The 9275-nt window shown below is 37.8% G+C and carries 10 protein-coding genes; all 10 read right to left on the bottom strand.

The features are described from left to right. Nucleotides 1-493: 493 nt before the first annotated feature. Nucleotides 494-1792 carry a group II intron reverse transcriptase/maturase gene (gene ltrA / locus ACTNES_RS17470; protein WP_441040223.1) on the bottom strand — a complete coding sequence of 433 codons (1299 nt, stop codon included), beginning with the start codon at nt 1790-1792 and terminating at the stop codon, nt 494-496. 8 nt (nt 1793-1800) lie between these two features. Next, nucleotides 1801-2130, bottom strand: a complete 330-nt coding sequence (locus tag ACTNES_RS17465) for a hypothetical protein (RefSeq protein WP_177284598.1) — start codon at nt 2128-2130, stop codon at nt 1801-1803. A gap of 242 nt (nt 2131-2372) precedes the next feature. Next, nucleotides 2373-3326, bottom strand: a complete 954-nt coding sequence (locus ACTNES_RS17460; protein WP_441040222.1) for an RloB family protein — start codon at nt 3324-3326, stop codon at nt 2373-2375. 3 nt (nt 3327-3329) lie between these two features. After that, nucleotides 3330-4655: an AAA family ATPase gene (locus ACTNES_RS17455; RefSeq protein WP_441040221.1), complete on the bottom strand. Its 1326-nt coding sequence runs from the start codon at nt 4653-4655 to the stop codon at nt 3330-3332. 637 nt (nt 4656-5292) lie between these two features. Further along, nucleotides 5293-6573 (bottom strand): IS4 family transposase, encoded by a 1281-nt coding sequence (locus ACTNES_RS17450; protein WP_441040220.1) that lies wholly within the window; start codon nt 6571-6573, stop codon nt 5293-5295. Nucleotides 6574-6717: 144 nt separating this feature from the next. Then, entirely contained in the window at nt 6718-7008 is a 291-nt protein-coding gene (locus ACTNES_RS17445) for a transposase (RefSeq protein ID WP_441040219.1), read from the bottom strand. Between the two features lie 317 nt (nt 7009-7325). Further along, on the bottom strand, nt 7326-7604 hold the full coding sequence (locus ACTNES_RS17440) for a DUF4160 domain-containing protein (protein WP_433844406.1): 279 nt from the start codon (nt 7602-7604) through the stop codon (nt 7326-7328). After that, nucleotides 7588-7878: a hypothetical protein gene (locus tag ACTNES_RS17435; protein ID WP_441040218.1), complete on the bottom strand. Its 291-nt coding sequence runs from the start codon at nt 7876-7878 to the stop codon at nt 7588-7590. Before ACTNES_RS17435 ends, ACTNES_RS17440 begins: the two co-directional genes overlap by 17 nt. Nucleotides 7879-7982: 104 nt before the next feature. Further along, the gene (locus ACTNES_RS17430) at nt 7983-8525 is read right to left on the bottom strand and encodes a hypothetical protein (protein ID WP_441040217.1); all 543 of its coding nucleotides are present in this window, start codon (nt 8523-8525) and stop codon (nt 7983-7985) included. Nucleotides 8526-8750: 225 nt separating this feature from the next. After that, nucleotides 8751-9050: a helix-turn-helix domain-containing protein gene (locus ACTNES_RS17425; protein WP_441040216.1), complete on the bottom strand. Its 300-nt coding sequence runs from the start codon at nt 9048-9050 to the stop codon at nt 8751-8753. Nucleotides 9051-9275 lie beyond the last annotated feature (225 nt).

Raw genomic sequence — 9275 nt, 5'->3', positions numbered from 1 at the left:
AATGAAAACCGTTTTGTTATTTTTATTTATTATGAGTGCAGATATGCTCAGTTTGCGCTTTCATCTCGGTAATTGAATTGCCGAGGATTCCCGCTTATTATCCTAAAATCTGGGACAGATCAGCATATGGATTTTTTACTCCGGAAACCACTGGCAGCTATGCAATTTTATCAGGAGAAGATCATCCGGCTTTTCTGTTTGATGAATCCGGAAAAAATGTATCTGAGCAAAACGGTGTTTTTGATCTGCAGGCCGGTCATAAATATACCATATTAAATACAGAATTCTTTAGTGAAACTGAAGCCCACATCAGTGCAGAACTCGCTTATAACATTGCCTCCATAGAACCGGTCGGCGATTTCAGTCAGAAAACTACCTATTATTTCTTTATGGGTCGAGTAGGTGCACCCCTTACGGTCGTACACCCCTCACAGAACTCCGGACGTGCGGTTTTCCCGCATCCGGCTCTTTGCGAAACGAATCGTTCACATTATCATTCGTATATATTGACATATATCCGGGGTCTTACCAGTGGATAGCTATTATCCAGCATATTTAGAAATTCTACCCAATTATAGCTTTTCTTCTGGCTTCTCCGGTTCAGACAATAGAACAGGCTTCTCATGATGTTATATCGGAATGCCGTTATACTTTCTGTATTGTCCGTAATTCCATAGTAATGGTAATAACCAGTTAGTATCTGGTTAAGTTTTGCAATAATCTCTTTTAATCTGCATGTTCTCATCTTCACTAACAGAAGATTTACTTCTCTGCACTTCTTTGCAAACTTCTTCTTACTGGTTTTCCTCTTCACTCTGAATCTGCCATTCCTACTTTTGGAACAGTAGTGTGTAAAACCTAAGAAAGTAAAAGTGCCTGGTTTCGTTCCGGCTTTTCTGCATCTTTCTTTTGCATAACGCCCGAACTCTATCAGACGGCTCTTTTCTTCTTCAAGGCTTAATCCAAAGTGTCCCATTCTATGTTTCAGATGTTCATAGAACCACTCTGCATCCGATTTATACTGGAATGTTACCACAAAATCGTCGGCATATACGACCAGACCTGCATATCCTTTCAGCTTTGGTGTTATCACCTCTTTAAACCACCATACCAGTACGTAATGCATATAGATGCAGGAGATTACAGGAGAACAGACAGAACCCTGTCCACTTCCTTCTTCGGTTTCTTCAAATTCATAGTTGTTCATAATCCCTGCCTTCAGCATCCGTCTGACAAGACGGATAATATTGGGGTCTTTGATCCTTGATCCTATAAAATGTATGATCCATTCATGGTCAAGATGCTGGAAGAACCCTTTAATGTCTGCATCCAATACATAACTTGTTGGTTTTCTCTCCAACATCAGGTTTAATTTTCGGATTGCTTTATGACATCCCCTGTTGGGTCGGAATCCCATCATTTCATCATAGAATAGGGGTTCAAACACCGCTTCCAGTATTCTGCGCAGTGCTTCCTGCACCAGCTTATCTTCATAACAATAGATACTGAGCGGTCGCATCTTTCCATTATCCTTCGGTATTTCCACCAGCCTTGCCGGTTTCGGCTTATAGGACTTCTTCTTTAGACGTTCTATAAGAGCGCTTATGTTTTCTTCCAGTCTTCTCCCGTATTCCTCTTTGGTAATCCCATCAATTCCTACGGCTTTCGTTCCATCCATCTGGGCATGACAGCTCTTAAGCATTTCTTTATTAATCAGATGTCCTAAAGACGTAAATACCATATCAGGATTTTCCTTTGATAATTGTGATATTCTCGCCAATTTCGTTTCCATTAGTACCTCTATCTCTGTGTATAGCTAATGTTTCCTCTTTGATATAGTTTCGCAGGCCAGAACTGTGAGGAACAGTTCTCTCTCGACTTCCCTCTGGTATTTATTTTGTTCATACCTTCATCAGTACTATTCGGGCCTCCGACTACCTGCATTTCTTTTGCCATTCTTCTTTTGGTTGTCAGGCATACTTTCTGTTTACACACTACAGAAGAAAATGCAGGTTCTCTCCAGTTGATATAAATTCCCTGTATAACATGAATAGTTCCAACCAACACCGCAGAGGTATGTAAAATCTCACCATAACGATAAATACATATGTTGTCTTCCATCCAGACCACGATGTCGACCCTCTGGTGACTTTGGGATTTCGGTGCTCAATAGCTATCCCTGTTATCTTGCTGTCTACGCTTAGCCTGCAACGTTACCGCGGCAGACTCAAGACTCGCTTCAAATGCTGTGGTTAGCAGCTTATTTGATGGGGCTTCCACCCACCGGACTATATACCCTTACCTGGACGCACGGTCTGACCCTTGTGGTGCTCATATGAGCTGGAGCGTTGGCGGACAACAGAAAAATCATCTTATTTTATATCCCTTAATTCTTCAATTAACAATCCAACCCGGCTTCCCACTGAATGTTCCAATTCTTCAATATCTTCGCAATAGTTCTTTTCATTTTTGATTGCTATATCAATCCGATTCATAAACCAGTCAACATCATAAGAAGACTTTGTATACCCAGTCATTCTTTTTCGCAGTTCCTGTTCCGTATAGCGGCGTTTCGCAGTTATTTTCGGATTATGGAAAAGCTGTATTTCATCCAGTTGTTCCACGTCATCAAAGTGGAGCAACAGCCAAAATTCAAAACATGGATTTGTCAGATATAATCCAAAACCATTTTCCCTGCATTTTTCTAGAACATATTTATACTGATTGTTTTCCTCATGTGCAACAAAGCTCTCTCTGTCACGATCTACGACAAAGCATATTTTATCAAATCCTTCCGCATAAGTAATTGACCGGTTTCGGATAATGCGTGGCACATCATCAACAATTTGTTCATATCCTTCTTTATCCTGAAAATACTCAGCAAGCATCCTGCATGTTTCTTCCAGATCTGTAACAGGCTCTGTAAGAGTGATCTGCAGTTTTTCGCTGCATATCCATTCCAACGTCTGCCAAAGACTTTTGGCTTTTGCTTTGCTGTTTACGAGTATCTTTTCTTCATACAGATAATCCATGAACCAGTTTAAAAGAGTTTCATACGAAACAGTGCCAAGTCTGCTTTCTTTCAGATTCAAAAGCATACGGTCCACGATCTTCTTTGGATTACTCCATCCTTCTTCACTGTAGCTCCTTACCACAGGAACCAGTTCGATCAACGGATTGATTCCGATCATGGAACGATTCTGGTTTACACCTTCAAAATAAATCTCCTCTGTTTCTTTTCCTTCATATACAAGAAAATACTTTTTCCGCACTTCGTCTGTATTCCTTGTTCTGGTTCTTTGGGCAAATGTCTTTTTTTCTCTCATGCGCTATGCCCTCTCAACTGGAAAAATGGTGCTGAAAATAGGAATGCCTCCATACCTTCCCTCCAGATATGCCTTGTCAATCTTCTGGTCAAATCTGGCATTATATTCTTCCAATGAATAGATATCCGACTCTCCGTTTTCCTTTTTATCCACGAACCATATCTCATCCCTGCGGAGAAGATCGAAATCCATCAATCTCGACTCATGGGTTGTAACGATAAGCTGGATATTCTTCTCAGCCGCAAGGTTTAAAAATGTCTCCACAAACTTATAACTGAGACTTGGATGCAGACACCGATCCAGTTCATCTATGACATAAGTTTTTCCCTCGCCGGACAATAATATCTCCAACAGATCGAGAATACGCACTGTTCCATCCGATTCTTCTTCCAGATTAAATAACACATTTTTTCTTCCATGACTGAACTCGATTGTCTGGCATTTCACAGTATCGCTGCCATCTATCATAATAATAAACAGATCCGCAAGCGTCCTTAATATCATATTGATTCCCTTGATCTGCGGATGGTTTCTTACTTCAACCTGTTTCTGCTCGATATTTGACAGAATTTTGTCCTGCAGGTTCTTCGACAATCCATGTAGCACTTTCTCAACTGGAACATCCACTAAAGCGAAATCCGTAATCCCGGTTCCAAATGCAGATATAATCCGGCAAACCTCACTGACTTTATCTGCCTGGGCAAGATAAGAGTAATCAGAGATCGGCTGATTCGGATAATTGATATCCAGTGAATCTTTTATCCACAAAAAAACATTTTTCAGAATCGCAGCCGTTTTATGACTCTCGTACAGATTTTTTTTATTTTGATTCATGACCGCCAAAAACAGGACACTGCCATCTCCACGAATATCATCTGCATAGACATCCAGTTTTTCCTTTAACCCTTTACGTGCAAGCATACCACCCAGTTCATACGTTCCGTTTGCAATGTCTCTTGTAAAAAGTATTTTCTCTGAATTATCAGCATGAAGTTCCACCAGCCACTCTGAAATAAACCTGCTTTGGCTCAGGATAATTTCAAAACCATAAGAATAATATTTACCATCTAACAGAATCTCTACTTCAAAATAGCTTGGCTTCATAGCATTTTCCGGATTTACTTTGCAGTATTTTTCTGTATGTCCGTCCGGCAGACCACTGATCACTACCTGTTTCATAAAATCCATTGCCTTTACCAGATTGGATTTTCCGGCAGCATTCGCACCATAAACTGCCGCAAATTTCAGTAGTTTGATCTTTCCATCATCATACAGGTGTTCCTTTTTCCCACGAACACGTCCTGCAATCATAGAAAATTCTTCAGACATGTTATCTTCTCTTGATGCAAATGACAAAAAATTTTTTACACTAAACCGTATCAGCATCTTGACACCTCCTGTACATTTAGGTTATACGTTTTTTTCGTATATGTCAAGAATATTGTATTTATTATTTTGTTAAATTATGATTTTATGTGATTTTTTCGTATTATGATTTAATTTCGATCTTAAAAGCAACCTAAAAATTAAGCACTTACTTTTCTTGCGATATTTCTCCTTTCATTTCGCTTTTTGTACTCGATAATACTATCATTTATGATTATTCTAAAATGAAAATCTGTCAGGTATTCTTTCATGTTCTCCTGCATTTGCTTATCCCTCTATCCCATCTCTGATATCTTATTTACGAGATTTTATCACTCGTGATAAGCTTTTGCAAGATATTTTATGTTTCTTTTACAGATCTTTTAGTTCTGTTTTATCTTCTTTATCGGTATTTCATGGGGTCAGACCCCAATGTGGTCAACCTAGCGTCAACTTAGGGGCATATTAGCGAATATCCTCTAATGCAAACTACAAAATTAATCGGTTTATGACAGAAAACAGTTGCTGTTTTGTTGGAAACCAGAAGATTCATAAAAATTGCCGCACTTAAATAAGCCTATTGATGAATGCTGGCTCTATTTTAAAAAGAAGCTTTTTTATTTCGGAAATGTGAACGTCCCTTGGATTTCAATTTCTTCCTTGGAAACGACCTTCCGGGCAGGAGCTGTGATCTGCAGCGTACAGCATCTGTATATAACTGTTCAATAATTGAAAGCTCAAACAGTCCGCAGAGTATTTTGGGAACAATACTTTTGATCCGTCCAATGATAAATGCACGATTGGCCTGATAACGGAACTTATTTGTGCTTTTGGCAGAAATCTGTATTTCTTCATCTGCTTCATTTTTTATAAGAGAGGCCAGATTCGATAAAAGCATATTTATATAAAATTCCTGCTGTATAGACACTGCAGTAGCACCGGAAAACTCTTCCATGGCAAAGCGGCTTTTTAGTTCTTTGTACTTAAGTTCTACAAGCCATCTGTAGAAGTAAAGTTCCCGGAACATATCTTTTGTAACAGCAGGATCAAACAGGTTTGTTGCAAGATATTCTTTTGTACCATCATCAAGCGGAATCTCAAGGACACGTATGGGTACATCGGAAGTACCTTCTTTTGAAGTTCCCTGAAGAATGGAAATCATATCACCATTGCATTTTTTAGATAAATTGATTCCCTCTTTCAGTCTCATAACACAGAGATGCCCATGCTCTACACAGTAGCGGAACATATCTTCTGAATAATAACCTCTGTCGAAAATAATAATACTGTTGTTATATAGTCCCATATCTTCAAGAACTTCAAGATGTTCTAATGCAGCTGCTCGTTCAGAAGAAAGAAATTTATGGATAGATGCATGAAGGATATAATCATCCAGAACATCATAGATTATTGAAGCCAGTCCCATGGTATAACGTCGGTTTGGATCAGGATAGCTGGACATTTCGCCAAAAAAATCAAACGTCGATTTTGAATTAGGAAGTTCGATCCTGGAACCATCTACTGCAAAAAGATGATAACCCTGCCACAGCTTTCTTGAAGAGATCTGGCTGTAAAACAGATCAACAGAAAGGTAATAAAGTTCTTTAAACAGTGAAGGATTAATGAACTGTCTGGCTTTGGAAAGTGCCTGTTTAGAAACATCCGGAAAAGAAAGTGTGCCAAGTTCTTCTCTAATCTGTGAAAGATTCTGGAACATGGAAGCTTTTGAAGAGAAGAACAGATAAATAATAACTTGCAAAAGTGAAAGTTTTCTTCGCCGTACAAAATGTTTTTCCACCCGATGGGGTTCCAGTTTATCTTGATCTGTGATATAATCTTTAATGGATTGGACGATATTTTTACAAATATTAGTTCGATTCATATGGCATACCTCCTACGTATTGGAATAGATAAATATTTCGCTGGTAACGTAATATTGCTTAATCTATAAACCACATATTTAGGAGGATATGTCAAGATATTTATATAAAAAAATCCAGAATATAAGCCCAGAATCGTTGAATTTTCAGCATTCTGGGCTTAAGTTGACCACATTGGGGTCTGACCTCAATGTTGGGAACTTAAATTTTCCAATTTCCATATCACAGGTTTCGAGAAGCAGATGGATATGATTCGTCATCAGACAATATGCATGTAAAACACATCTATATTTTATCAATGCGCTTTTTAAGATCTGAAGAAACACCTGATAGTCCATTTCATCCTCAAATATCGGTTTTCTTCTCACTCCCCTGTGCATAATATGGTAGGTTACGCCCGGAAACCAAACCCTTAATTTTCTTGCAATAGTTATCACTCCTTTGATGTTATTATATTTTATATTATCATATATGATTCTTTGAATAAAAATCTGTCAGTCATCACACATTTTTATTTCAATGTATTTCCCAATAGCATTGGCATATTTCTCGGCCTCTCATCCTTTGCTCAACATAATTTTTAAGCAAATCATATCACAGATGATATAATTCCGCAAGACATTTACACTTTCTTTACAGAACTTTTAGGACTTGTTTAATCATTTTACAGGTACTTCATGGCGCCAGTTACTTCACAGTGTCTGACCAGCACATTTCTTCACTGTTCACACATTTTTTTATATTACAGAATCTTCTAACAAAAATATCGGATCTCTCCAAAATATTGAATCCATGCCTGTATCACATCATCATGTCTGGCCTCTATCATACGCATAATATTGCGAAGGGTATGATTTGGAATGTGGGAATTATTATTACAAAGCAAGCAATTACCTGTACTGGTTATCCATATTTTTGTCGCATTTGCTGTCGGTGCTCCCTTGGCAACATGAATATGAACAGGCTCAAGTGGCTTATTTTCATTTGTCCAAAAATAAATCCAGTACTCGCCAAACCTAAAAATTCGAGGCATTATCAAATCCTCCCTCTTGTGAAAACTCTATAATCAAGTGCGCCATGGAATGTATAATTTCATCAAAACGACTTATTTCTTCATCTGAATACTGAAATATATCTTCCCATTCATAGTCTGGAAGCCAACATGTTGCATGTTTAAAACAATACTTCTCATCTGGAGTTTCTATATACACTTTTACTCTACCATTTGGTTTCATCTCAGAATGTGTAATTTCTGTATTGTCGTTCAATGTCATAAATGGATACATCATAATATCTTTTTCCTCCACTTTAAATATATCCTTATATCTTTATACTTCCTTGTTGCGAACCTCACATGAGTGAAATTACGTGCTTCCAGACGCTTTTGGCGTCAGACTAAACTTAAAAATTATTACATATCAAGTACTCCTGAGCTCATGATACTAAAATTCATGTCATTCCCTTTTATTTCTTTTCCCATATATCCCTCAATAAAATCAAAGTATCCATCTGAACCTGAACGTTTTTCCCATGTATCAATTGACTCCTTAATCCTTAGCAGACACATTACTGGAAATTTATAGTATTCTTTTACTTGTTCCTGTGACAGAATATCCATCTGGAACTGTTCTTTTACCAGCTCCATTATCTCATTATTTGTGTAAGGATCAAATGCCATGAGCAATGCCTTTTCAAGCCTTTCATTTTCTTTGTTTCTAAAGTTGTCTGTGTCATATTTTTCCCTACTGTAGTTCCCTTTTATATCAAATAATGCCAATGCAATAGCCTCCCTTAATCTCCGGCTGTTTGATTCTGGGAATTCACGGTGTATTTTTAATACATTTCCTTCCATTGGTAACAGCAGCATAGCGTATGTTTCTTCTTCGCCCTTTCTGATCTTTCCGAATTCCCTCTCCATCTGTGAATAAATTTTTTCAAACTGGTATAACTGCATAATTCTTTATCCCTTTCCAACTTCATGGGGCAGACCGCAATGTTGGAACCAACCTTTCTGTTATATTCTTACTTAGATTATAACAATTATTTTATTTTCATACACCATATTTTTTTATTATTATCAAAAAATCTGCATCCGATGTTGCATTCTTTCAAATTATACAGTCTTTTTGATATTGTTTTACTTTATGTTATCATGTATGATTCTTTAAATAAAAATCTGTCAGTCATCACAGATTTTTATTTCGATGTGTTTCCCAAGAGCATTGGCATATTTCTCCAATACTATCAAGGTGGGTACTCTGCCTCCGCTCTCGAAGCGGGCCAGATTTGACGGCTTGATCCCGGTAATATCTGAAATCTCCTGCTGCGTCATCTTCTGGTTATGTCTTTCATCTACCAGGCTTCGGATCGTTTCTGCTGATTTATTTAACACGGTTTCCTGTATCTTTTCTGTATAAGTCGCCAGACGCCTTTCACGGGCTTCCTTTTCTGAAAAATACTCTTTCATATTTTCCTGCATATGCTTCTCATCCTTTGCTCAACATAATTTTAAGCAAATTATATCACGAATGATATTCCTCTGCAAGATATTTATACTTTCTTTACCGAACTTTTAGAGTTTGTTTAATCATTTTATAAGTACTTCATGGTATCTGACCCTAGGGATCATGACTCAGTGCAATAAGGAAGAAGGGAAACTTCCAAGCAGCGAATCCTTTATGTGGGTCATGCGCAGTGCAGAAAG

Source organism: Blautia sp. HCP3S3_D9, assembly GCF_052063845.1.
In the GTDB taxonomy this organism is placed as follows: Bacteria; Bacillota; Clostridia; order Lachnospirales; family Lachnospiraceae; genus Blautia_A.
Note: the sequence above shows the minus strand (reverse complement) of the source record. Positions and strands in the feature narration are given on the sequence as shown.